General features: G+C 45.7%; 23 protein-coding genes and 1 pseudogene. 7 read left to right on the top strand and 17 right to left on the bottom strand.

Features of this window, described 5'->3' with window-relative positions:
- Positions 1–17 precede the first annotated feature (17 nt).
- From SK3146_RS19245 to SK3146_RS19235, 3 genes are all read right to left on the bottom strand, one after another.
- Positions 18–1,019 carry an NADP-dependent oxidoreductase gene (locus SK3146_RS19245; protein ID WP_249860342.1) on the bottom strand — a complete coding sequence of 334 codons (1,002 nt, stop codon included), beginning with the start codon at positions 1,017–1,019 and terminating at the stop codon, positions 18–20.
- A 104-nt stretch (positions 1,020–1,123) separates the two neighbouring features.
- Entirely contained in the window at positions 1,124–1,438 is a 315-nt protein-coding gene (locus SK3146_RS19240) for an ArsR/SmtB family transcription factor (protein ID WP_249866364.1), read from the bottom strand.
- 17 nt (positions 1,439–1,455) lie between these two features.
- Positions 1,456–2,433, bottom strand: coding sequence for a phosphotransferase family protein (locus SK3146_RS19235; RefSeq protein ID WP_249860341.1), 978 nt, complete (start codon positions 2,431–2,433; stop codon positions 1,456–1,458).
- Positions 2,434–2,764: 331 nt separating this feature from the next.
- Between SK3146_RS19235 and SK3146_RS19230 the strand changes: the two genes are divergently transcribed.
- The 3 genes from SK3146_RS19230 (at position 2,765) to SK3146_RS19220 (ending at position 6,376) form a co-directional block, all read left to right on the top strand.
- Positions 2,765–3,454 (top strand): response regulator transcription factor, encoded by a 690-nt coding sequence (locus tag SK3146_RS19230; RefSeq protein WP_249860340.1) that lies wholly within the window; start codon positions 2,765–2,767, stop codon positions 3,452–3,454.
- Positions 3,444–4,637: a sensor histidine kinase gene (locus tag SK3146_RS19225; RefSeq protein WP_249860339.1), complete on the top strand. Its 1,194-nt coding sequence runs from the start codon at positions 3,444–3,446 to the stop codon at positions 4,635–4,637. The genes SK3146_RS19230 and SK3146_RS19225 overlap by 11 nt, the downstream gene beginning before the upstream one ends.
- 62 nt (positions 4,638–4,699) lie before the next feature.
- Positions 4,700–6,376, top strand: a complete 1,677-nt coding sequence (locus tag SK3146_RS19220; RefSeq protein ID WP_249860338.1) for a M20/M25/M40 family metallo-hydrolase — start codon at positions 4,700–4,702, stop codon at positions 6,374–6,376.
- A gap of 505 nt (positions 6,377–6,881) precedes the next feature.
- On the opposite strand, the gene SK3146_RS19215 is transcribed toward SK3146_RS19220, so the two are convergent.
- From SK3146_RS19215 to SK3146_RS19205, 3 genes are all read right to left on the bottom strand, one after another.
- Entirely contained in the window at positions 6,882–7,457 is a 576-nt protein-coding gene (locus tag SK3146_RS19215) for a histidine phosphatase family protein (RefSeq protein ID WP_249860337.1), read from the bottom strand.
- Positions 7,458–7,866: 409 nt separating this feature from the next.
- A complete protein-coding gene (locus SK3146_RS19210) occupies positions 7,867–8,775 on the bottom strand; it encodes an alpha/beta fold hydrolase (RefSeq protein ID WP_349655222.1) in 909 nt (302 codons plus the stop codon).
- Positions 8,776–8,925: 150 nt separating this feature from the next.
- Positions 8,926–9,537 carry a DUF2239 family protein gene (locus tag SK3146_RS19205; protein WP_249860335.1) on the bottom strand — a complete coding sequence of 204 codons (612 nt, stop codon included), beginning with the start codon at positions 9,535–9,537 and terminating at the stop codon, positions 8,926–8,928.
- A 351-nt stretch (positions 9,538–9,888) separates the two neighbouring features.
- On the opposite strand from SK3146_RS19205, the gene SK3146_RS19200 reads away from it, so the two are divergent.
- Positions 9,889–10,191 (top strand): hypothetical protein, encoded by a 303-nt coding sequence (locus tag SK3146_RS19200; protein ID WP_249860334.1) that lies wholly within the window; start codon positions 9,889–9,891, stop codon positions 10,189–10,191.
- A 640-nt stretch (positions 10,192–10,831) separates the two neighbouring features.
- Here SK3146_RS19200 and SK3146_RS19195 read toward each other — a convergent pair.
- The 8 genes from SK3146_RS19195 to SK3146_RS19165 all read right to left on the bottom strand — a co-directional run bounded on the left by SK3146_RS19195 (position 10,832) and on the right by SK3146_RS19165 (position 18,450).
- The gene (locus SK3146_RS19195) at positions 10,832–12,013 is read right to left on the bottom strand and encodes a NupC/NupG family nucleoside CNT transporter (protein ID WP_249860333.1); all 1,182 of its coding nucleotides are present in this window, start codon (positions 12,011–12,013) and stop codon (positions 10,832–10,834) included.
- Between the two features lie 2 nt (positions 12,014–12,015).
- The gene (deoD, locus tag SK3146_RS19190) at positions 12,016–12,723 is read right to left on the bottom strand and encodes a purine-nucleoside phosphorylase (RefSeq protein ID WP_249860332.1); all 708 of its coding nucleotides are present in this window, start codon (positions 12,721–12,723) and stop codon (positions 12,016–12,018) included.
- A gap of 154 nt (positions 12,724–12,877) precedes the next feature.
- Entirely contained in the window at positions 12,878–14,314 is a 1,437-nt protein-coding gene (locus tag SK3146_RS19185) for an AcpB/EbpR/MafR family transcriptional regulator (protein ID WP_249860331.1), read from the bottom strand.
- A 223-nt stretch (positions 14,315–14,537) separates the two neighbouring features.
- Entirely contained in the window at positions 14,538–14,774 is a 237-nt protein-coding gene (locus tag SK3146_RS35290; protein ID WP_434006801.1) for a DUF5348 domain-containing protein, read from the bottom strand.
- Positions 14,774–15,574 carry an ExeA family protein gene (locus SK3146_RS19180; RefSeq protein ID WP_249860330.1) on the bottom strand — a complete coding sequence of 267 codons (801 nt, stop codon included), beginning with the start codon at positions 15,572–15,574 and terminating at the stop codon, positions 14,774–14,776. Before SK3146_RS19180 ends, SK3146_RS35290 begins: the two co-directional genes overlap by 1 nt.
- Positions 15,567–16,829, bottom strand: coding sequence for a DDE-type integrase/transposase/recombinase (locus SK3146_RS19175; RefSeq protein ID WP_249860329.1), 1,263 nt, complete (start codon positions 16,827–16,829; stop codon positions 15,567–15,569). Before SK3146_RS19175 ends, SK3146_RS19180 begins: the two co-directional genes overlap by 8 nt.
- A gap of 103 nt (positions 16,830–16,932) precedes the next feature.
- Positions 16,933–17,493 (bottom strand): DUF6431 domain-containing protein, encoded by a 561-nt coding sequence (locus SK3146_RS19170; protein WP_249860328.1) that lies wholly within the window; start codon positions 17,491–17,493, stop codon positions 16,933–16,935.
- 552 nt (positions 17,494–18,045) lie between these two features.
- Positions 18,046–18,450, bottom strand: a complete 405-nt coding sequence (locus tag SK3146_RS19165) for a VOC family protein (RefSeq protein ID WP_249860327.1) — start codon at positions 18,448–18,450, stop codon at positions 18,046–18,048.
- Positions 18,451–18,615: 165 nt separating this feature from the next.
- Between SK3146_RS19165 and SK3146_RS19160 the strand changes: the two are divergent.
- Positions 18,616–18,915 (top strand): annotated as a pseudogene (locus tag SK3146_RS19160) (LysR family transcriptional regulator); the annotation flags it as partial.
- Here the strand turns inward: SK3146_RS19160 and SK3146_RS19155 are convergent.
- Together SK3146_RS19155 and SK3146_RS19150 are read right to left on the bottom strand one after the other, a co-directional pair.
- A complete protein-coding gene (locus tag SK3146_RS19155; RefSeq protein WP_249866538.1) occupies positions 18,874–19,050 on the bottom strand; it encodes a hypothetical protein in 177 nt (58 codons plus the stop codon). The pseudogene SK3146_RS19160 and the gene SK3146_RS19155 sit on opposite strands and share 42 nt — an antisense overlap.
- Before the next feature lie 214 nt (positions 19,051–19,264).
- Positions 19,265–20,248: a helix-turn-helix transcriptional regulator gene (locus tag SK3146_RS19150; protein ID WP_249860326.1), complete on the bottom strand. Its 984-nt coding sequence runs from the start codon at positions 20,246–20,248 to the stop codon at positions 19,265–19,267.
- 150 nt (positions 20,249–20,398) lie between these two features.
- On the opposite strand from SK3146_RS19150, the gene SK3146_RS19145 reads away from it, so the two are divergent.
- Positions 20,399–20,878 (top strand): GyrI-like domain-containing protein, encoded by a 480-nt coding sequence (locus SK3146_RS19145; protein ID WP_249860325.1) that lies wholly within the window; start codon positions 20,399–20,401, stop codon positions 20,876–20,878.
- Between the two features lie 21 nt (positions 20,879–20,899).
- Positions 20,900–21,376: a GyrI-like domain-containing protein gene (locus SK3146_RS19140; RefSeq protein ID WP_249860324.1), complete on the top strand. Its 477-nt coding sequence runs from the start codon at positions 20,900–20,902 to the stop codon at positions 21,374–21,376.
- Positions 21,377–21,527: 151 nt separating this feature from the next.
- Here the strand turns inward: SK3146_RS19140 and SK3146_RS19135 are convergent, their stop codons facing one another.
- On the bottom strand, positions 21,528–22,094 hold the full coding sequence (locus tag SK3146_RS19135; protein ID WP_249860323.1) for a TetR/AcrR family transcriptional regulator C-terminal domain-containing protein: 567 nt from the start codon (positions 22,092–22,094) through the stop codon (positions 21,528–21,530).
- Between the last annotated feature and the right edge of the window lie 33 nt (positions 22,095–22,127).

The following is a 22,127-nucleotide window of genomic DNA, read 5'->3' as shown; positions in this document are numbered from 1 at the left end:
GCCCGCGGCGGCCGCACTTACTTTATTTTAATGATTACTTTCCCCTTCGCCCTTCCGCTTTCCAGGTATTTAAATCCTTGCCCGGCATCTTTCAAATGATACACCTTATCAATAATAGGCTTAATGAGACCTCCTTCAATAAATTCCTTTAAAGCCTTCAATTGTTCTCCGCTCGGTTTCATAAAAAGGAAGTGATACCTTGTTTGGCTCTTCTTCTCTTGAGCTTTGATCTTATGGCTCGCGACGGACAAAATTGTTGTTTTCATCCAGCCCAAATTAGCTTCTTTTCCAAATCTGGCGTTTGGCATACCGGAGATGGATACGATTTGTCCGCCTGGCTTTAGTATCCGGAATGATTTTACCAAGGCTTCTCCGCCTAAAGTATCAAAAACAGCGTCATATCCGGTAAGCATTTCTTCAAAATTTTCTTTTTTATAATTAATAATTAGATCAGCCCCCAACGATTTGACCAATTCATAGCCTTTTTCACTTGCTGTTGTGGCAACAAAAGCGCCCATCAGCTTGGCCATTTGGATGGCGAAGGTTCCTACGCCTCCCGAACCTGCGTGAATCAAAACTTTCTGGCCTTTTTGCAGATTTAATATATCAACAAAAGCTTGGTAAGCCGTCAATCCGATCAGCGGTATCGATGCCACCTCTTCAAAGGTTAGATTTTGCGGCTTCAGCCAAATATCTTCCTCATGAACAGCAATAAATTCGGCCAATGTTCCGATCCGATTTTTGCGGGGTCTTCCGTAAACTTCATCTCCAGGCTTAAATGTATTCACCCGGTCGCCAACCTTGACGACAACTCCGGAGAAATCATTTCCTAAAATGAGAGGAAACCTGTAATTCAGCAGGAATTTCATTTTCCCTTCCTTAATTTTTAAGTCAATAGGATTTAAGCTGGCTGCATGAATCTCCACTAGCACATCATGTTCTCCGATAGTAGGCATTGGTTGATCTGTAATCACGAACGGGACATTTTTTCCGTATTTCTCAATGATCATAGCCTTCATTTAAAATCACTCCATATATGATTATTAGTTTAAACATATAAACCTATTATGCAAAAAAGTTCCTCGCTACAGTATGCCCTTCAAGTCTTAGGGTAAACATGGAGTCATTTGCATTCATCTTCAACGGCAGTAATTAACGATTTGAGTTGTTCAAGTGGTTTACGGACAGTCAACACATAATAGTTTTCTACGCCTTTTTTTTCGGATTTAATAAAACCGGACTGTTTCAACACCTTTAAATGATGGGATACAGCAGGTCTAGACAAATTCATATGGCCTGATATTGTATTTACATTAAGTCCCGATTTATTCTGTGCCAACAGCATAATAATAGCTTGACGGTTTTCATCGGTCAGTACTTCCAATAGAGGGATACAATCTTTAAATTGTTGTAGAACATGCTCGATTTGCTGGCTCATACGATCCACCCTTTCGTTCATTCGTTTAATCTATTAAACATAATTATAGCTGTTTTTTTAACAAAATCAAGTTGTGTCCGCACTTGAAATTCAATTAGCCCCCATCTAGCGATGGGAGCCTGCGGCGAAGTCGCGTTCGTCTTCTCGGCTAATAACCCACCGAATTCCTTAAAGTAATAATATTTTCCTGAAGGAACGTTTGATTTTTTTTCAATGCCTCTGTTTTTGCACCATACAACTGCGCTGAAAGCATCGTAAAAATCATAAAATGGCAGCACTCTTTCCAAAGCCAACATAGGTCGAATCGATTGATAACCTTCCATGAACGGTATCTTTGTTCTCGGATTGACTTCCCAAATGTACCGATTGACTTTTGTAAAATCGATTTCCGACGATCCACCACGGGCACTCTCGAAATCAATGATGCCGGCAACCTCGTTACCGTTCACCAATATATTACCTGGTCTAAAATCCATGTGAACAATGCATGGTCCGTCAGGGTCCGGTAAAGCGGAGAAAGCTTCATCAAAGCGAACAATACATCTTTCATACAATTTGGAGTCGAGAATCTCTTTGCATAATCTCCAATCATTCTGATGAAGTAACTTAAAACCATCGGTTACATGGTAACCATACCCAGGGGGCTTAACCTCATGGAGCATCGCTTGATACACGCCAATTTGAAAAGAGAGCTTCTCATCCATGTCTCCTGTACAAGGCATACCTCGAATTGCTGAAAGCAGCAATGCTCCAGTAGTACTTTCATCCCCGTACCAAATGTCCAACACCTTAGGAACAGGTATGATCCCCTTTAATGTTTCAAGCATCTGAAATTCACGGAATAGTTTATCCTTGTTAAATGGAATTTTTACAAAAACGTTGTCTCCACTGGCAAGAGTAAGTTTGTATACATCAGAACTAAACGACTCTGGAACATCTTCTATATTCAAGACGTTCAACTTTAGCTTTTCTATAACTTTTAGAATGGAACTCATATGGTACCTCCTGTTTTGGAGTAATTCTTCCGATTTATTTCCTCTGAAAGCCGAATCATATCCAATATCTTGCATATATCATATTCTTGACCCAGCCCCAAGACCCCTTTTTTGAGGAGGCAGTTCATTTTTAGGAGAGATATTTGAATGAGGATTATCAAGACACAGCAGCATCTTGTGCCGGATTGGGGCACCTCCAGCGACACTCCTCGATCAGGTCGAAGACACTTCAACCCTTCAAATAAATAAACGAGTAATGTAAAAAGGAGTTGAATCGGGTTAGTATATAAGTATATAAACATTGTCAAACAAAAGGATAGGGGCGACAAAGTTGAAAATATTAGTTGTCGAAGATGATCTGTCGATGCAGAAGTCGATTTGCATGGGTTTGCGAAAATTCAGCTATGCAGTTGATGCGGCATCGGACGGCGAAGAAGCGTTGCGATTGGTTGAAATCCATGAGTATGACGCGCTCGTGCTGGACTGGAATTTGCCTAGAATCGATGGCATCGATGTCTTGAGAGAGATCCGCAAGAATAACCAGGACATCAAGATTTTGATTCTGTCGGCACGTTCCGATGTAGAGGACAAAATTTTCGGTCTGGACACCGGAGCGAACGATTATATGGCGAAACCCTTTCACTTCAAGGAGTTGGAGGCTAGACTGCGGGCGCTGCTCCGCCGGAGATTCACCCAGACGGATACGCGGATGTCGCATGGCGAGCTGCTGATCGATACCGCGTTAAAGACTGCGTACGTTAAGGGCGACCTCATGGAATTGACGAAGAAAGAATACGGCATTCTGGAGTACCTGATGCTTAATAAGGATAGAGTCGTCAGTGCGGAAGAAATCATTGAGCACCTGTGGGACAGCAGCTTCGACGGGTTCTCGAACTCTCTCAAGGTTCATATCAATTCTCTCAAAAAAAAGCTGGCGGCGCTCTTGGGTGAACAGGAAGTGATCAAGAACCGGAGAGGCCTTGGCTATTACATAGCGGAGGTGCCGCTTGATGCATATTAAATTTCTTCCGCTGCGTGTGCGGCTAACTTTGTTAATGGCGCTGATACTCTCCATCGCATGCTTCTCGCTCATGGCCGCTTTAATCTATACAGCTCGCGTCGTTTATGTCGCCCCGCAGCTTGTTCCTAGAGTCAGTGCCTCCGAAGAAATGGGGAGAGAGCCCCTTCCAGCATCCATATCGTCCGTGCCTCCAATACCGTCCCCACCTCCCATCCCCTCCGTGCCGTCAGTCTTGATTGAGCAGCAGATTTACTTCGCCTCTACCGGCTTCCTGTGCGTAATCTTGATCATCGCTAGCGGAAGCGTCCTTGCCTACAGGGTAGCAGGAGGAGCGCTGAAGCCTGTCACAGACTTAAGCAAGGAGATCGAAGAGATCGACGAAAATAATCTGTACAGGCAGGTTCAGGTTCCCCCGGCCAAGGACGAGGTCGCGAGGTTATCCCTATCGTTTAATCGAATGACGCGGAAATTGGAAAAATCTTTCATGGCTCATAAACACTTTACAGCCAATGCTGCTCATGAACTCAAAACACCGATCGCCGCTATGCTCGCCAGGATTGAGGTGGTACAGCTGGGTGGCCCGCCATCACTTGAAGAATATAAGGAAGCACTGCAGGATCTGCAGTGCAATGCGGAGCGACTTAACACCCTGGTTTACGATCTGCTCCGAATGAATGCGGACTTGAATGTGGCCGCTTGTGCGACATTCTCAGCGAAGGAGCTGTTCCAGTCGATCGTAAGCGAGCTTGCCGCGGAGATTCAAAGCAAACATATCGATGTCGAAGTCCGCCTTGAGGATATACCAGTCTATGGAGAGAGGAATCTGTTGCAGCGGGCATTCTCCAACATTTTTCATAATGCCATCAAGTATAATAAGCCGAATGGGAGTATTCAAATCACTGGCACACGCCATCCGGATACAACGCGGATTATCATCGCCGATACGGGATTGGGATTCCAAAGGATCAACTGGACAAAATCTTCGAACCTTTCTACTGCGTGGACAAGTCGCGTTCCAGAGAGCTGGGGGGCAACGGACTGGGACTGTCCATTACCAAGGCGGTCATCGACAAGCATAGTGGCTCCGTACAAGTCCAAAGCGAAATGGGCATGGGCACCACATTCGAGGTTCAACTGCCTAACCTACGCGATTAACCTAGAATTAACCTTTCCTCCCGTATAGTCATGGTATATCCATGTATGAGGGGGAGACGAGATATGCGAAGAATCATTTCAATAGTTCTGATGATGATTGTACTTGCGACGGGGATTGGATTGGAGGTGCAGCTTTTGCGGCCGCCGACGCCGCCATCCGAATCCGATGTGAATTATCCGGCATATGAGCGGATGATGGCCAACCTTAAGGCGATGACCGTCGCGGCACATCCGTCCGGCTCGACAGAACTGGAGTCGGTACGCGCTCATCTGTTAGAGCAAATACGAGCAATGGGCTTGGAACCGAAGGTCGAGAAAGTAACTTACACGGTCACGGACGTGATGGCGGACATGTTTGAGCGTAATGGCGTACCGGATTTCGAGAATTTGCCGCCGCTCGCTAACGGACTTTCTCATGAGGATAACTTCAAGAACGGCATCCGCGCACGGGCCCATTTTGACGAGAATGATACATTGATTCTGCAAAATATATTGGTGAAGCTGGACGCCCCCTCAACAGATCGTGGCATCCTGATTTCCGCCCATTACGACACCAAACCGACGACCCCAGGTGCGGCAGACGACATGGTCTCTGTTGCCGCCATTCTGGAAGCCATGCGCGAGCAGGCGATGAACCCGAATTTGCAATCGGACCTTTATTTTCTGTTCACGGACGGTGAGGAACTAGGGACGCTGGGAGCGAAGGAATTTGTTCGATCGCACACGGAGCTTCCCGGTAGTATCGATCTGGTCATTAACTTCGAAGCGCGCGGCAATCGCGGCGGTCTGCTGATGTTCGAGACTTCTGACGACAATCTGGATGCGGTGCGCTACTTTCAATCTGCAAGCTCGCGTCCGCTAGCTTTTTCGTTTACGAACGGGTTGTACCGCCGAATGCCCAATGGGACGGATTTGACCCGTTATTTGAAGGCAGGCTACTCTGGCCTAAATTTCGCAGCAGTTGAGGGGGTCGAGAGCTACCACGAAAAATCGGACAGCTTTGACAATTTGGACCGCGCTACGGCATACCATTTTCTGATAACCACCTTGGAAATGGCAGATCATGCCGCACAGGTTCCATTTAAAGATGGAAGGAAACAGGACAGCCTTTACTTTTCCTTATGGCCCGGCTATTTAGTGATCATGAGCAAAGCCGTTTCTTATGTCCTGTCGGCCGCGGCTGCCGGGTTCGCCCTATGGTATATGATCTTTCAGATTCGAACGGGCGGCTTACGGCTCCGCACAATGATTGCCGAATTGGTCCGGCTGCTCGGATGGATGGCCGGAGCGGCCGTATTGAGCTGGGGAATCGTATCGGGGGTAACACGATTGCTGCATCTGTCCGAATCGACGAATAATGATACCGCGTTCTTGAGTATCTTTTTCGCTGTGGGCGCATGCGTTCTCGCTGTATCGACCATTCGGGATAGCAAGCTGTCTCTGCATGAATCGCTTGCCGGTCTTCTGCCTCTTCTCTTGCTGCTGATTATAGGCAGCTCCGTTCTGTTCCAAGATATTAGCTATCTGTTCTCGCTTGCCGCCATGGGGATTCTCGTTGTGACCCTACTGGATCGGTACCGTATCGGAAGATGGGTTTCGTCAGTCGTGGTCGGCACAGTAATAGTTTTTCTGTATGCGCCTGTATGTTGGCTCATCTATGTACTGTTCATGCTGCCTTTCACCCCGGTAGTAGTTGCGATAAGCGTCATTCCGATTTGGATCGTTTCCGCTTTGTTGGCGACAGTATCGAAAGAGCCCTCCTCGTAACGAAACTGTCCCGGAGTGCAGCAGCCTTACTTACGGGCAGCGATAGCTTAATGCCAATCATCAACTGTACCCTTTAAAGTATTCATTAAATAAGGTCTGATTAGCCTTTTTAGGTTAACCGGACCTTTGCTATATCATTTCAATTTCATCCTAACAGCGACAGTCTGAATAAAAAATTCTCCGCTAATCGGACACAAACATGCAGCCGTCATTTATGAGATACTAGGATTATGATCAAACCTTCATAACACGCAGAACAAATCGCCCAAAAGTGACGTGATGCTCTGAAGCTTATTCCGTCCGCATCCAGCCTAAGCTGGATCGGCGTCTAACCCTTCCTCTGGGATCGTTCTATGGGTAGACTTTACTTTCGGGGGAGCCCACGGATTTCCACAGGATATTGCTGCGCATCATTTCCTTAACAACAAAAAAACGCCGAAGCAATCTGCAGCTTGATTATCGGTGATTTAATTATCGTCTCTGAGGGAACGTAATCAACCCTAAACTAAAGGTGTTTGGTACAGTTATATAATTGACATGTCCAATCGTTGTTAGTATGCGTAAGAATAGTTAAAGAGGTATTATCTATATATGTTTTTGGGAAGCGCAGCGGTAAAAGATGTTGTAATGATAAGCCAATTAACGCTCCGTGACTTACAACTAAAATCCTTTTACCTGCATGTTTCACAATCAGTTCTTCAAGAAAATTTAGACCTCTCTTGGCGACCACTTGGAAATCTTCCATACCAAGGTTTTGCTCACGCCAATTAACTCCCCAATAAGCGATGCGTTCTTCCTCAGTGGTACCCTCAATGATTCCGCAATTAATTTCTCTAATACGTTCATCAGTGAATATTGAAGCTATTCCTAAAGATTGCCGTATAATCTCGGCAGTTTGCCTAGCTCTCATCAGGTTACTAGAGAATATAATGTCCCATTCTTCACTTGAAAGTCTATTAGCCAATGCAATAGCTTGCTCTATTCCTTCTCCGTTTAAAGGGATATCTGATATGCCTTGAGCCTTGCCAAGCGTATTCCACTCAGTAACCCCATGCCTGATTAGCCCTAGTGTGGTTGTCATAAATGCCCCCCCCTTGTAAATTGCTCACCCTTTACTCATTTGATATCCACCCCAATAGTACCATATATTGTAACTAAACTATCAGTTAGCTTAACAAAATGAAAAAAGCGCCGTTTCACATAATAGCCTTTTGGAGGTCTGGGTGTATCGGAGAAAAATGCGAGAAGAACTGCCGCGGCGCATAGTTTCGAACCGTTCAATATCCGATTTCTGCATTCTTAAATCTACACAAAAAACCGCCGAAGTAATCGGCGGCCTTATTATTGATGGTTAACTATAGTACCCAATAATAACCGTTCCAAGAGCACTGCCGCTTCCAACCGGGTCGTATGCGCCAAGTGTGCAAATGGATCAGCGCTGCGCCCTTGGCCCACTCGTCCCATTGGGGACCGCGGACTCCGGGTGGATGCTATTCAGGAAGCGCGTGTCCATTGCGACGAGCCGTTCGTTCTATGCCATCAGCGGTTACTTTGTACAATTGGTGCGGCAGGTCGTGTCCCATGCCGTCAACCAACATTAGCTCGGCGCCCGGGATTGCAGAAGCCGTGTCCTCGCCACACGCCGGGACGAACAGGAGATCGTCCACCCCATGAATGACAAGTGCTGGTACTTGAATTGTCGCCAACCGCGGACGACGGTCACCGGAGACAGCGATCGCAGCAATTTGTCGTCCGACACTGCCTGGATCGTAAGCTCTCTGGACTTCCTCCAGAATGAGTGCCCGATAAGCGTCTTCTTCGAATGGATAGCCCGTGCCGGCGATGCGTTTGGCAAAAGAGAGGCTGTGCGCCAAAAATCCTGCTTCATCCTCAAAGGGGTTCGGCGCCGGTTTAGTCATCATCGCCATGACATCCGGGGAAGCTTGCGGAAGGGTGGGATTACCGGAGCTAGACATAATGGAGGTGAGTGATAAAACCCGTTCAGGGTAGTCACTCGCTGCAATCTGGGCGATCATTCCGCCCATCGACCTGCCAACGAAATGTGCCCGTTCAATTGAAAGGGCGTCGAGCAGTCCGATAGCGTCGCCTGCCATGTCATCGAGCGTGTAAGGGATGTCCGGTCGCTGTCCTGACATGAGAGCAGTCGCCAGTGCGTCAAAATCCAGCGTGGGATAATGGCTAAAGTGTGTCGAGCATCCTACGTCGCGATTGTCAAAGCGGATGACGCGAAAGCCCCGTGCTGCCAGCATCTCACAAAACCGAATCGTCCATCGAATCATCTGGGTTCCAAGCCCGGCGATGAGGATAATGGCCTCGTTATTTTCGTGACCGAAACTGTCATAGGCCAAATCAACGCCGTTAACTTTCAAAATATTCATGATCATGTTCTCCTCCAATTCATTCGGTATCGAAAGTTCAGTTAAAGGCAGGAGGCGTGAATCTTCGATTGCTGCAGTCCGATGTCCGATACAGGCCAGGTAGTCTTGATGACTTGAAAAAGCTAGAAATGACTGCGCAAATGCTTTCATTCATAAGTTCTCTTCAGGGAATGCATTGGCGGCTAATCTCTTGACATGGTTTCTGATATCAGGCGCCCAGTCATCGATGTAGTGGTAAAAACGATCCAAATCACCAGCATACAGTGCCCGCAGAGCTTCTTCGTATTGATGGAAGTTCCCGGCCATAGCTGTCATAAAGTTATATGTTGCTTCTTGTGACTCTCGGATTTTGCTCTGTTTTTCTCCAGCGCGGCGAGCCTCATCAATGAGTTTTCGTAATGTCACCGATGCCCCTCCAGGCTGACTCTTGAGCCATTCCCAATGGCGTGGTAATAACGTAACCTCACCGGAAACGACCCCCAGCTTGGGTCGACCGGCCCGCCGTGTAGGCTGATGATTCACCTCCGTATCGGGTAAGTCACCAATCGGTTCTCCTAATCGTTTGAGCACATCATCTGTCTTCCCACGAAAATCAACGTCTACCGGCTTCCCCGTGGAATCGTCAAACAAAAGCAACTGTGTGAGGTCTCTGTCATCCAGGGCATCCTTCACTGTAGTAACAACGTGCTGTAACGAACCGCTGGCGACGACTTCCTCACCCAAAAATGCCGTGCAGTAAAAGCGCGTTAGGGTATTACTCATGCTGACCTCCTCTCTGATTGCCCTCCAATTATACCCGGGTAAAAATAAAAAATCAAATATTACCCGGGTAAAATTATTTTATGGAGGGAATAAATGCAAAAGACACAGCCTAGGAGGGACCGCTGTTGAGGGTTAATGCTGCTTTATGTTGTGTTTTATCGCAGAAAATACAGCCCAAAAATCCTCTGTCAGCCGATTGGCCCAGTACAGACCGTTTAATTGGAGAACATTCGCCAATCAAACTTGAAGGAGGGCTGACAAACGCCCCCGGCATTCTTGTAGGACATTCTGAAGATAAAAGCCGTCGCACGGGGTGCACCGTGGTTCTGTGCCCCGAAGGGGCTGTTCCCGGTGTTGATGACGCTGCCGCTGTTCTCCACCGCGGATAAGAACGGACGGATGACTATGCTCCGGCCGGGGCATCGAGTCGGACGCTCGGCTCTGTTGATGCCGTGGCTGTTTACAGCTGCTGCACTGTGGTCGCTGACAGGCCCCATACCGTTCGGCGCACTGCTCGGCATGGCGCCGACACCGTGTAAAGATGGTGTTACTGCCGACTTTGATATCCCTCAAGTAAAATCTAAAATTTATCCATCTTCATTCTTTCTTCGAGTAATTGAATCTCATTATTTGCCTCTTTTATCAAATACTTAAGTGATACTCCAGCAATTAATGAAGAAATCGAAATCATAATACAAACTAACATCCCGACTGTTCCTCTTAGATCATTGGTGAAGTTATCCGAAAGAACCTCTGTGAATCGGCTACTTGCAAAAAAGACTGCTGTCATAATGAGAAATAGTACAAATATAACAAAAAAGAAATTGGAAAGTTTGTTTGTTTTTTCAAAAAATATCATGATGTCACCCCCTTTTGGAATTAATAATCAATTGCAATAAATTCGCCATGGCTTATGTTGTTCGCGAAGTGATTGAATTTATCCTGCCCGATAGTTGAGCGGAGTGCACAGGGAATAAAACAAGCGATGGATTGGTTCCATCACCGCGCTAACGTATCCGTTAGGTTAACCATGTGGCGAATCTTCTGTGACTTCTTAAGAATGCGTTGGATAATAACACTCCATGCCATCAATCCCTAAATTAATTAATTGGACAAGGCATTCCCGTTTTCAAGCAAAACGGTTTCTTACATATGATGATTGAATATCGACTATTGGTATTTGCAGGAATAGATGCACGAGATAGCATTCGTCAACTTTAAAAAAGACTCGGTTTAAAAACCGAGTCCACCTTTGGTAAATTGAGGCTGCATTTTCAAAAGTGAAGTGGTTCAACTAAAATATAATTCCGATAATGACAGCAGATAAAACGCTTACAAGCGTGGCGCCATATAACAGCTTTAATCCGAATCGAGCAACAATATTCCCTTGTTTTTCATTCAACCCTTTCACTGCACCCACGATTGTACCAATGGACCCAAAGTTAGCAAATGAGATTAGAAAAACGGAGACAATCGCTATAGTACGCCCGCTTAAACCGTCTTTGATTTTAACAAAGTCAAGCATAGCAACAAATTCATTCGAAACAAGCTTTGTCGCCATGATACTACCCGCACTAACAGCTTCATGCCATGGCACACCGATCAGAAAGGCAATTGGTGCAAAGACATACCCTAAAACTCCTTGAAACGAGATACCGAATATGCCACTAAAAACTCCGTTAATTAAAGCGATGATCCCAACAAAACCAACTAACATGACCCCAACTACTATGGCTACTTTAAAGCCATCCATAATATATTCGCCCAGCATTTCAAAAAACGTGTGTTTTTCCTCTTCCTGAACATCAATAATATCTTCTTCTGATTTAACTTCATACGGATTAATGATGGATGAAACGATAAAGCCGCCCAATAGGTTTAATATTAATGCAGCCACTACATACCTAGGTTCTAGCATCGTCATATATGAACCGACAATTGACATGGATACCGTCGACATTGCAGACGCACATAATGTATACAAGCGGTGCTTTGGCAATGATCCAAGTTGGTTTTTCACAGAAATAAATACTTCATTTTGTCCTACAATTGCGGCTGCAACCGCATTATATGATTCCAATTTCCCCATACCATTTACTTTACTTAGTATCAAACCAATATACTTTATGATGAACGGCAGTATTTTGTAGTGTTGCAAAATCCCTATTAATGCTGACATAAAAACAATTGGCATCAAAACATAAAGGAAGAATGTGTAGGCTCCTTCATTTGCAACCCCACCAAATACAAAGTTAGTACCTTCATTGGCATATTGCAGTAATTTCGCAAAACTATCAGCAAACCCTTTAATTAAGAATTCGCCTATACTTGTTTTTAGTATAAGCAGTCCAAAAGCAATCTGAATAGCAATCATGACAATGATTGGACGATATTTAATCTTGTTCTTATTGTTACTCGCAAGCCATGCCAGTAATAAAACAATAATCAGACCGGCAACGGAAATTAAATAATGCATATCTATCCCTCCATGACTGTGTTAAGAGCTATTTCGACCATTTCATAAAAGGATTGTTCGCTTTCTTTATGAGTTAAGTGTTCTTGTGTTAACAATTGACTGCCTACTGTCAAAATCGATAGTGCTTTCACAGCATATTTAGCGGCTAAAGTATATAGGGCCGTGCTTTCCATCTCTACCGCTAATACACCGAAATCCATAAACTTGTGAAGTCGATCTAAGTTTTCACGGTAGAATTCATCAGAATTATAAATGTTGCCAACAAGGACATTTACATTTTTACCTTGTGCTTGTTGATAGGCTTTCATTAACAATGAGAAATCGGCCGTAGGTGCATAATTGCAACCATGGAAGATCTTCTCCGTCAAATTACTATCTGAAGACACTGCTTGGGCTAATATAATATCGCGGATATTAATTTCTTCCTGCATCGCGCCACATGTACCGATACGAATCAACTTCTTAACTTCATAATCGACAATCAATTCCGTTGCATAAATACTCATCGATGGATTTCCCATCCCTGTCCCCTGAACCGACACCGGCACACCCTTGTATAATCCCGTATATCCATACATGCCTCTTACTTCGTTATAACAATAGGCTTTATCTAAAAAGTGTTCTGCTACAAATTTTGCCCGCAAAGGATCTCCTGGAAGCAGAACGCGGTCCGCTATTTCTCCTTTTTTCGCGCCTAAATGCCTACTCATATTTTCCTCCACCTCTAATGTTAAAGTCTGGCTGTCGAAATCGCTTCCATTTCCGCCAAGATAATTAGTTCCGGAACTACTTTGAGCATAAGGCTTTTTATCCTAACAAACTAGACCAAAATCTTACGTAGGATACGGAAAATAATTGGTCAAATCATAAGAGCAATTCTTGACGAATATTGTCTAAGTCCCGTTTAGATGGGATTGTAGAGATAATAACAACAGGCACTGTCTTTAATGCAACCGGGATATTACTGATAACAAGATCAATATGATGCTGCTGCATCATTTCGTCGGTTAACCCTTTCATTATGGAAGTATTAATGATCAACTGATCCCCAATTTCCTTCTTTATCAAATCCGCTATGTAATGACGAATTGAAAATTCTTCCCCGATCACTAAGAAGGCCCTCTTTCTTTTATAACGCAAGCCTGAGCGAACAATTAAGGTTAACTTGGTTAAATGAAAATCATTATACAAGATGGAAGGATACGCTTTATTCCACGTTTGCATGCAGGTTTGCAATTCTTGATAAATCTGCTGGCACTCTTCTTGAACATATGTAGTTAAATTACTTTTTGAAATCATCATCCATTCAGGAATGGCATTATCGATTAATAGCTTGTCAAAGAATTCGTATATCTCCAATATAAATCGTTCTTCCTTATCCAAGTTGGGGTATACCTTTGCCAATAGCGTTAGAAGCAGATTACCCATTTGATATTCTTCTTTCTCTTTGTATAATTCTATTTCTTTCATCGGCGTTATTTCTGATCCTTCATAATAATGATATTGGCTGAGACTAGCCAGTGATTGCATAAAAAATATTTCGCTTTTGGGAAATTCAATGGAGAATTTTTCTTCAAGACTCTTCGCAAAGGTTTTTACTGGTAAATAAAAAAAACCCTTTCCCCAAGGGTAACTATGTTCGTCGATTTTTACACATTTTCCTCTCGTCACTCTTTCTACAACAATGGCCAACAAAAAGGCTAATCTCCTTTTGGAATTGATAAAATAAACAATGTTTTTCTGTTTCTCCGTATTTGTGATTAGCTCATTGATGTAAGCAAAATCGACATTCTCAAAGGGCCATCCTGTGAACTCATGCGCATCACAATATAACTTCCAGTAAAAATATCGAATATTCAACTCATTCCCTTTGATCATAGGTGTAGAATAAGTAATGCGTAACTTATACGCTTTCAGATCATGATTATTTAAGTGCACGATCAGTTTCTTCAAAGACGAGGTACTCATAAACATGGCCCCGGCAAGCTCCTCCACGGACAGTGGACCCACATTCATGAACAACACACTCATCAGCCTATAAAAGGTGGTTTGTCTGAACATAGAAGAAATCACTTCGCTAATCGTCTTACTTTTCCCATCACGTCGAAGAAATATTCCCTTTCCTCTAGAAACTTCAATGCTCATACTAGGTGGTAATTGCTTGCTGATTTCCTCAACCATCTTACGTATTGTTTTATCTGAAATACCAAAACTTTTTTCAACTTCGGCTAAGGTAAACCATCTTTGTTCCGTATCAAGCAGCGTCAATAGTTGGCTAGCTAATTTAAATCCCTTATCCATATGTGAATTCGCAAATTAAACCGGCATAACTTTTTCAAATTACAGCCGCAAAAACAAGGGTCATTTTCTAGAGTTTTTCACAATAATCCGGCAATACTGGCGCCGGTTTTTCACATTGTCACGGTATTCCGGCATCAGGTTTTTTCCATAAATAAGCAGCCAGGGTTCTCCTGACTGCTAAGAGGACTTGTCCATCAAACAAGATCACGGTATACTCCATCTATCACACTCGAATCCAGTAACTTACGCTCGGATGAAGGTGGAACCGGGTGCTATGAAAGTAAACCACCCAATCGGAATCCAGTTCGATTCGGCAGGGCAGAAAGGCGTCTCCTACCTTCATTTCAAAGGATTCTCCGCATTGCACGACTGCTGGACGGGAATAGGCGTCCCAGATTTCCCAGCATTCGAATCGCGTATTGTACAGAATGCGGCCTTCTCGACTTGTTTTTGCCGTCATCACATCCCGTACTCCCCAGCCGCGATGCGGATCAGATCGGCATCAATTTGTTCCGCCTTGCGCTGGAAACCGTGCAAAAGGGCACGGACGGCAAGGTTGTTCACTAGCCGCGGATATCCCTTGCTACTCACGGCGAGCGCCTCCATGGCGGCATCCATGAAAATCGGGTGTTTGGCACCCGCGAGGTTCATATGGTGGACGACATACTCTTTCACTTCGTCCTTGGTCAGCGGCTCTACCTGGTGGGACAGCAGGAGTCGCTGTGCCAGCGGGCGGTTGTGGTTGAGCGTGAGCCGGTCCCGAAGGAAAGGCAGGCCGCAGAGCAGTAGCAGAAACGGGTTCGACGAATCCATGTAAAAATTAAACAGTAGATTCAAATCGCTAAGGAACACATCCTTGGCCATTTGCATTTCATCGAGAATAAATACCGGTGTCACCTTTCGCTCCTGAAACGAGGTGGTGACGGCATGCTGAATTTGGAGAAACAGATCCACCTTGCGGGTTTTCGGTTCCTCCCCGAGCCCAAACGCGAGCCCTCGGTAAAAATCATTGACCGAACCGGTGGACAACGGGAAGTAGACGACTTTGTACAATGCTTTGTTCAGAGAATCGCTAAACACCCGCAGCGCGTAGGTTTTACCAGCTCCAGACTCGCCGACGATCATGCCCATGCCGCGAGTCTGCTTCAGGTAGGACAGACAAGCACTCGTCTCTTGAAACGAGCCGGATGGGTAGGCGTGCTCAGGCTTCACCTCCTTGGCGAACGGCTCGGAAGCAAGCGAATAGAAGGCTTTATACATCCGCAGCACCTCCCGCCGACTCTTGAAGCGCCTTGAATGAAAGCGCCGGACGGTCACGCTTCACATGAGCGTTGTCGGCAAACCGGACCACCTTCGCTTCCGCTACAGCCTTGCCTTCCTCGTATACATGGACGCTGCGCTCGTCATAGCGGATCTCCACCTTCTGCCCTGCAAACGTCTCCGGCACTTCGTAGAGCCGGTTCTCCAGGGAGAATGTGGCGTCATGTTTAACGGTCCGCTTGGCCCGCCGCAAAAAGATCGTATCCAGCATCGCTGGCTCGGAAACGGTTCGGACCTGCTCAATCTGAGACAGATACACCTCGATCGGCATTTTTCCCTCCAGTGATGCGTGTGGCTTGCGGTGGTAATCCGCTTCAAGCCACCTCCAGAACCGTTCGTTCAGCTCCTCGATGGAGGAGGCCGGTTCTGCCTCGAGCATCGTGTAAAACCGGGTCTTGCACGTAAGGAAGTATCTCTCAATTTTACCCTTACTTTGGGGACCAAAACTGCGAGTATGCAGAAGCTGGATACCCAAAGAAGCACAGGCGAATTGCAAAATATCCGAACGAAAGATCTTTCCATTATCGGTGTAGAGCATCTTCGGAATTCCGCGCCGAATCAGCGCTTCTTTCATCACGAGACGAAGTCCGTCAAACTTTTCCGTGGGAACGAACTGAGCGAAAGGCACCAGTCGTGAACAATCGTCAATGAACGCAAGCAGATATGTCCGGATCACTTTGCCGCCGATCCGAAGCCGCGGCCCTTCCGACATGTCCGTCTGCCAGAGCATATTGACCTTGTCATGCGCAAATCGCTTGCGTTCCGGTGCCTTGGTGGTCTCACCATGAAGTAAGCCGTGCAGATTCAGAAATCGGTGAACCGTGGAATACGACACACGTCCCGGCAGAATCTCGCCTTTGGTAATCAGATAGTCATAAAAGACCGTGATCGGCATTTCTGCATGCTGTTTGCGCAGCGCGAGTACGTGGTCTTGCTGATCGGGCATCAGCTTCCGGGATTGCCCGCGATCTGAACGCGTTCCCGGCTTTAAACCGTCAAAGCCTTTGCGGCGGTAGAAGAGCAGCCATTCCAGAATCGTTTTGGCGGCATATCGTTTCTCCCCGTAACAGGGTACATCGTGTTTCTTTGCCGACACCTCGGCCAAATACGTCGTACGATCCACTTGTTCATTTAACAGCGGAGCAATTAGGCCAAAGCGAAACAGAGCAATCTTTTCTCTCATTCCTTCATCCATCGGTTAATAGCCTCCTTGGTATAGGTGGGCTAGCCGGCTAACCGTTGTGGACAGTATAACCGCATGGCTATCGCGGAGGCGAGGAAAAAGGTGTGTGGAAACGTTATTCTGTTTTCGCAACCCGTGTGCCATGGTATAATGGTGCTGCCATAAAGCTGCTTATCCGATGACGCCACCACCTTCTGACGAAGGTCGCTTTCCCCAAAGCCTGGATCATCTGGACCATCTTTATGGCTTTTTCTTTGCGTATATTAGGCAGTATCTCCAGACAGCCTTCCTCTCGAATGAACAGTTCCATTTCCGTCAACTTCCCAAATACACGCTTTTCATAAAACCGCCGCAGTTGGCGCGTACATAAACAGCCACAAGTCATCCAGAACACGAGCAGAATGCGAAGAATGAAGTCCACCGTGTATTGAAAGTAGGGCAATAGGAACATCGGTAGAATGGAAACCGTCCTTCCGCAGTCCGGGCATAAGAGTCGGCAAATAGGGATGCGAAAGCTGCATTCCTCAGCGATGACGTTTCGTTCATAAAAACCGTGCCGTTGTAGTCGATTCTTCGCCCGACAAATCGGGCAGCATTCCATGATTGGGAAGTCATTGGCTTTTCCGAGGGTAGCATAACGAGGTAACTCGACTAGAAAATCATGGTAGTAGACCATTCAAAAACCCTCCGCTGTAATTTGCTAAAAGTTTAGCAAATTACAGCGGCATTAAAATACCGGAAAGCTGTTCCAATGTGAAAATGAGCGCCTGTTTCCTGCGGAAACAATGCGCTCATTCACATCCATATTCCCACCCCATTTTAATTCAATTTGAATGTTTATAGTATCAGCAAGAACGATTCCTTTTACCCCTTTCGACGTTCTTTCTTTTACGATGATTCGAACAAGCCTCGAACGAAAAGTCGATTCCCCCAGAAGGAGGAATCGACGATAAGCCGTGAACGATAATAGCCTGAGCCAAGCTCGTCGCCTATAAAATTCGAACGAAGCATCAGATGTTCTTCTTGACCGATTCTCCATTAACCACAAACATCATTGATTAAGCTCACTTATTATTTCAACATAAGCTAAACGCAATGTATAGCTAAAAATCATTATTGTTGAACTATCCTCCTATTAGCTTAATAAAATGAACAAGTCCCATTTCACATCATAGCCCCTTCCCCGATATTCTTCTGGTGCGTTAGAAAGGCCATCCTTTACTGCCCGTCAATGTCTACCTTTAAACCGTTTAATCGCATCCTCGGTCACCGGCTCGAAGAGGTTAAGAAGGTTGCCATCGGGATCGCGGAACAGCATAGAACGGTTGCCCCAAGGCATCATGGTCGGTTCCATTACCCAATTATCGATAAATGGCTTCAAGCGCACATATTCCGCTTCGACATCGTCGACCCGGAACTCAATAATGACAGTGTGATTATTGGCGCCCACTACGGAACCGGTACCGAATAGCTGTGTCGTCTGGGAGTGGCCGATGGCAAGGGTGCATGATGGTACAACGAGTTCGGCAAACACGGGTGCGGGTCGCTCCGCCGAAACCCCCATGACTTTCTCATAGAACTCAACAAGACGATCCACGTCGTCAGTAATGATGCGTACAGAAGCGAAATTCACAAGATATCATCCTTCCTAATATAAGTTTGGCTGTGTTCTACAGCCGTTGTAAAACATACTTTTTACTTATCTATCCTATACGTTTACATGTTCAATTATAAAAAAACGCTACTGACAACATTATGTCAGTAGCATTTTTGCATTTTGGGGGCTTCCGCTGGAAGATTTCCAAGGGAAGTGTTCCTGACGAATGAAAAGGGCTGTCCCTATCGAACCATGTTTGACCGATCATTTGAGAAAGAGGGCATTGATGATATTACGTATTTGGAGTTTTAAAGCGCCGAAGCCATTTAAACCATGTGGCGATTTCCCTGAAATAACAGCGGAGGCCGAAGTTGAACGGGGCGAACTTATTGCCCTTCCATGGCAAATTCCGGATTTGCACGTGTTTACACAGATGTTTGGCATAGAGACAAGTGGCTTTCACCAATCATAATTTCCTTCATCATCGAAATCGCCATCTGAATTTACGAATACACTTTCATTTCTGTTCACCTTAGAAGAGTGGTGAAAAAGTCCGCTGCGGCGTCCATTTGATCCTCCAATCGCTGTTGAAAACGGATTCTTTGGATTGTTTTTTCGTTTTTCTGCGGAGAGCATCCGTTTTCAAAGGCGAACGCTTACGCTTTTCCAGATTCAAATGGCCCCTCCGCTCTTTTTTCACCAGGCTTTTAGAGATGCCCTAAAGCGAATTATCAGCGCGCCGCGGCGTTCTAATATTTCGCATGTTATATAGAGTGAGCGCTAAAATTTTTGAAGTTGCTGCAGCACCAAGCCAACTCGGGATTGCGAATGTTACAGCCCGGTTATTGGACTAACGTGTTTTTGTTAAAGCGTCAGCACTTCCCCTTAACCGCTCCTCCAAAATCAAGCGCAGCTCATCAGGAATCCGTTCAAACTCGACCCCTTTCCCCAAAAACAAAAGCCAATCCGCATAATACTCTAGCGCCTCAACATCGGTCACATTCAATTGAGCATTGAAAATCCCACTCGACTGGAACATTCCTGTAAAGGACAAAATAATCCCCGGCGGGTGTAAGCGCTTAAAGCGCTGAATCCCAGTCGTATCAAGCTTTACAATCAGATTGGACTCACGTGCGCCAAGCCGTTTTTTGCTTAAAATCTCTTGCTCAGACCGCCTCAGCTTCTGCTCAGAAAAGGCAGAATCCCGCAGCATCTCAACAGGCAAATAACGAAACTCATCGGTATCAAGATCATAAACCTCGACCAGCCAACGAGCGTTTGAGTTAAAAATATGAATCAAAAAAACGTCCATCAACTGCGGCCAGCCAGGACTCGGCTCATACGTCAAGCGCAAGTGCTTATCCCGCGCGGCAAGCGAAATCAACTGGTTCAACTCCGCAGGCGCCGCATCATCGAGTTCCAAAAGATTCGGATTAGCAGGATTTGTATTTTCAAAAAGCAAGATATTATTCAGCTCGATCAGCTCGTCGTGCTGGGTTTGCGACGCGATGCCGATGAGTTTTTCAGTGATGGAGCGGCGATTTTGCAAATAAGGCAGCTGCGAATTTTTCGAGGCAATAAAGCTGATAAATATCGCTTTCAGCTCTTCTGGCGTGAAACGGACGGCGGACAGATACTGATTTTGCAGGACATTGTAGCCGCCCCCGCGCCCAAGCTCGGTCGTCAGCGGAAAACCCATCGCCTGAATCTCGTTAATGTCGCGGATCGCCGTCGCGCGGGAAATCTTGAACTCCCGCTGAATCTCTGCAATCGTAAAATGCGCGCGGTTATTGATGAAGCGCATGATCAGGTTCACTCGTTCTGTCTTTTTCATGATTATATTGTATCAGAAATGTAGCACCAGTACCGAGTTTGATTCTGTTTCTGCAATACTTTTTCATATTCGATAAAAGGTATCGCTTTTTGATACATTTAGAGAATAGTATCAATCTTGTAAAAACAAATCCGCTAAGGAGAGATGAAGATGTCTAACTACTCCATCCAAACCATTTCAGAAAATTACAAAATGACTGCTTTCGGTGTTATACTTGAAGACTACAACGACTGGGCGGGCAATGCAGCAAAAACTGCAGCGAAAAAAGCCGAAATCACTGAAAACGGCAAGCTTGCCGAACTTCTCGCGCTCGCTGACGGGCAAGAATATCAAATCAACTACGTCATCGACGGCAAGGCTTGGCGCGGCTTCGGCGTGATGGGTGCATACGACGTGGAAGGCGCGGTCGTCCTTGACTTTCTCGCTGGGGACTACATTGTGGTGGCTGGCACAGGCACTGACAAAGACCGCCTTGCCGACGAAATAACAGGCAAAGTTTTCGGTGGCCTGCTGCAAGAAATCACAGACTACAAATACGTTGGGCCTGGCAACTCAACATTCGTCAAAGCTGCTGAAGACGGTACATTCTACGGCGAAATGTGGCTTCGTGCAAAAAAAGTTTCAGGCTAATCTAGTCAAAGGAGCACTCCCATGGCAAATTACACCGTTGAACATAAGAAATCATTCACATTGACCGCTTATGGCTTTTCAATTCAATCCAATTTTCAGGATATGCCAGCTTTGCAAAAGGAAAAAGCAGAGTTTTGGGGAGGGCTCAAGGCTGACGGGCGTTTTAATAAGCTCAAAGCGGCCGCAAAAGATGATCGCGAATGGTCAGTCAACGAGGTTTATCAAGGCAGACCGTGGAATTATTTCGCGGTAGAGGCTAGCAAAACGGTGGCTGACGCAACACGCCTCATCGATTTTCCAGAGAGCGAGTACATAGTGCTCGCAGGAACCGGCGACAAGGAAACTTTGTTTGATCAGTTGACTTATCGTGCTTTTGGCGAAGTCTTGTCACAAATCACTGACTATGCTTACATCGGCGGTCCCAATGCGACTTATCGCAAAGAAAACGGTGACGGCACTTTCTACGGCGAATTTTGGGTTCCTGTGGTTAAAAAATAGCGGGATGTCAAAAACCTGACTATCAACAACATATTTCTCCAAAGATAACTCTTAGCAAGCCAAGAGGACTGCCCATGAAGGAGCAGTCCTTTCTTTTATCTTGCTATCGTTTTCCAATCTAACTTCCGACGCCGGATGATTCCCATCCATTCTACTGAAGCTTAACCGCCAGCCCCTCTGTCAAAACATTAAGTCCGAACTCGAACTCCTTCGCCCAATCGGAATTCGTCGTGTACGAAGCCAGACGGATTACAGTAGGGAACTCCTCTGACGGCAATTGACTATAATATTGGTTATAGCGTTCGCTTAGCTCCGCATTCGAGATGGCACCCTGCTCGGCATTTAACCGCAGCCTTACCTCTTCTCCTACAAATCCGAGCACGTAATTTTTCAAAATTGAAGCTACCCATGGCACCTGCTGATCCGGGAAACCTACAGATGACAATAGGGCGTATAGCCTCTCTACCTGCTTAAGACGATCATAGCCCGAGGCTATACTAGAATTGAAAAGATCCACCGTATCCCGGTGCGAGAGAAGGACCTTACGGAAAGACTCACCCCAGAGCCCAAGCTGCTCCCTCCAAGAAAGAGACGAATCCGGCCACTCCATGGAACTGCTTATTCGATCGGCCAGCAGTCCCATCAGTTCGTCCTTGTCTTGGATATGATAATAAAGTGACGCGGTTTTCACCTGTAACTTGTTCGCGATTTTGTTCATGCTTAACTCCTTGAGACCGATCTCATCCAGCAA

This window comes from Paenibacillus konkukensis, assembly GCF_023523925.1.
Classification (GTDB): domain Bacteria; phylum Bacillota; class Bacilli; order Paenibacillales; family NBRC-103111; genus Paenibacillus_S; species Paenibacillus_S doosanensis.
Note: the sequence above shows the minus strand (reverse complement) of the source record. Positions and strands in the feature narration are given on the sequence as shown.

What these genes read in the sequence shown, in the direction of transcription:
- SK3146_RS19155 (WP_249866538.1), bottom strand. Translation starts at nt 19,050, where the DNA reads ATGCTCTCCGCAGAAAAACGAAAAAACAATCCAAAGAATCCGTTTTCA.
- SK3146_RS19180 (WP_249860330.1), bottom strand. Translation starts at nt 15,574, where the DNA reads ATGTATAAAGCCTTCTATTCGCTTGCTTCCGAGCCGTTCGCCAAGGAG.
- SK3146_RS19195 (WP_249860333.1), bottom strand. Translation starts at nt 12,013, where the DNA reads ATGCATTATTTAATTTCCGTTGCCGGTCTGATTATTGTTTTATTACTG.
- deoD (WP_249860332.1), bottom strand. Translation starts at nt 12,723, where the DNA reads ATGAGTAGGCATTTAGGCGCGAAAAAAGGAGAAATAGCGGACCGCGTT.
- SK3146_RS19185 (WP_249860331.1), bottom strand. Translation starts at nt 14,314, where the DNA reads ATGGATAAGGGATTTAAATTAGCTAGCCAACTATTGACGCTGCTTGAT.
- SK3146_RS19170 (WP_249860328.1), bottom strand. Translation starts at nt 17,493, where the DNA reads ATGGTCTACTACCATGATTTTCTAGTCGAGTTACCTCGTTATGCTACC.
- SK3146_RS19140 (WP_249860324.1), top strand. Translation starts at nt 20,900, where the DNA reads ATGGCAAATTACACCGTTGAACATAAGAAATCATTCACATTGACCGCT.
- SK3146_RS19220 (WP_249860338.1), top strand. Translation starts at nt 4,700, where the DNA reads ATGATGATTGTACTTGCGACGGGGATTGGATTGGAGGTGCAGCTTTTG.
- SK3146_RS19245 (WP_249860342.1), bottom strand. Translation starts at nt 1,019, where the DNA reads ATGAAGGCTATGATCATTGAGAAATACGGAAAAAATGTCCCGTTCGTG.
- SK3146_RS35290 (WP_434006801.1), bottom strand. Translation starts at nt 14,774, where the DNA reads ATGACGGCAAAAACAAGTCGAGAAGGCCGCATTCTGTACAATACGCGA.
- SK3146_RS19210 (WP_349655222.1), bottom strand. Translation starts at nt 8,775, where the DNA reads ATGAATATTTTGAAAGTTAACGGCGTTGATTTGGCCTATGACAGTTTC.
- SK3146_RS19175 (WP_249860329.1), bottom strand. Translation starts at nt 16,829, where the DNA reads ATGGATGAAGGAATGAGAGAAAAGATTGCTCTGTTTCGCTTTGGCCTA.
- SK3146_RS19145 (WP_249860325.1), top strand. Translation starts at nt 20,399, where the DNA reads ATGTCTAACTACTCCATCCAAACCATTTCAGAAAATTACAAAATGACT.
- SK3146_RS19225 (WP_249860339.1), top strand. Translation starts at nt 3,444, where the DNA reads ATGCATATTAAATTTCTTCCGCTGCGTGTGCGGCTAACTTTGTTAATG.
- SK3146_RS19135 (WP_249860323.1), bottom strand. Translation starts at nt 22,094, where the DNA reads ATGAACAAAATCGCGAACAAGTTACAGGTGAAAACCGCGTCACTTTAT.
- SK3146_RS19215 (WP_249860337.1), bottom strand. Translation starts at nt 7,457, where the DNA reads ATGACAACCACACTAGGGCTAATCAGGCATGGGGTTACTGAGTGGAAT.
- SK3146_RS19205 (WP_249860335.1), bottom strand. Translation starts at nt 9,537, where the DNA reads ATGAGTAATACCCTAACGCGCTTTTACTGCACGGCATTTTTGGGTGAG.
- SK3146_RS19150 (WP_249860326.1), bottom strand. Translation starts at nt 20,248, where the DNA reads ATGAAAAAGACAGAACGAGTGAACCTGATCATGCGCTTCATCAATAAC.
- SK3146_RS19240 (WP_249866364.1), bottom strand. Translation starts at nt 1,438, where the DNA reads ATGAGCCAGCAAATCGAGCATGTTCTACAACAATTTAAAGATTGTATC.
- SK3146_RS19235 (WP_249860341.1), bottom strand. Translation starts at nt 2,433, where the DNA reads ATGAGTTCCATTCTAAAAGTTATAGAAAAGCTAAAGTTGAACGTCTTG.